The following is a 523-nucleotide window of genomic DNA, read 5'->3' as shown; positions in this document are numbered from 1 at the left end:
CCGTTTATGTTTTTATCGCTTAATTCTGTGTAATTTTTATAATCCATAATAATAACATCAGCAGCAGCTCCCTCTTTAAGTACGCCTAAAGGAGTATCGAAGAATCTATTAGCTATTTTAGCATTATTTTCAAATAGCATTGTAGGTAATTCGCCCCAAGCAGCATTAGGGTCGCATAAATGATGTTTATGAAGTACATTAGCAACKTTGTATGATTCTATCATATCATGAGTATATCCRTCAGTACCTAAGCCTGTTAATATACCTTTTTTCATCAATTCCATAGTAGGAGGACATCCGCAAGCATTACCCATATTAGATTCAGGGTTATGAGAAGTCATAGTGTCAGTTTCTTTTATTAAATCCATTTCATGAGGATTAACATATATACAATGTACAAGTAAAGTATGAGGACCAAGCACTTTCCAATCAAATAATCTATCAACCACTCTTTTTCCATGGTCTTTAAGACAATCATGTAAATCTTCTATACCCTCAGCAACGTGAATATGGCAGCCTATAC

At 34.2% G+C, this 523-nt stretch carries 1 protein-coding gene; it reads right to left on the bottom strand.

The window, feature by feature from the left end; genetic code table 11:
* A partial coding sequence (locus tag GQX97_RS14555; protein ID WP_157152382.1) for an amidohydrolase family protein occupies positions 1 to 523 on the bottom strand: 523 nt, incomplete at both ends.

The organism is Brachyspira sp. SAP_772 (assembly GCF_009755885.1).
Lineage (GTDB): Bacteria > Spirochaetota > Brachyspiria > Brachyspirales > Brachyspiraceae > Brachyspira.
Note: the sequence above shows the minus strand (reverse complement) of the source record. Positions and strands in the feature narration are given on the sequence as shown.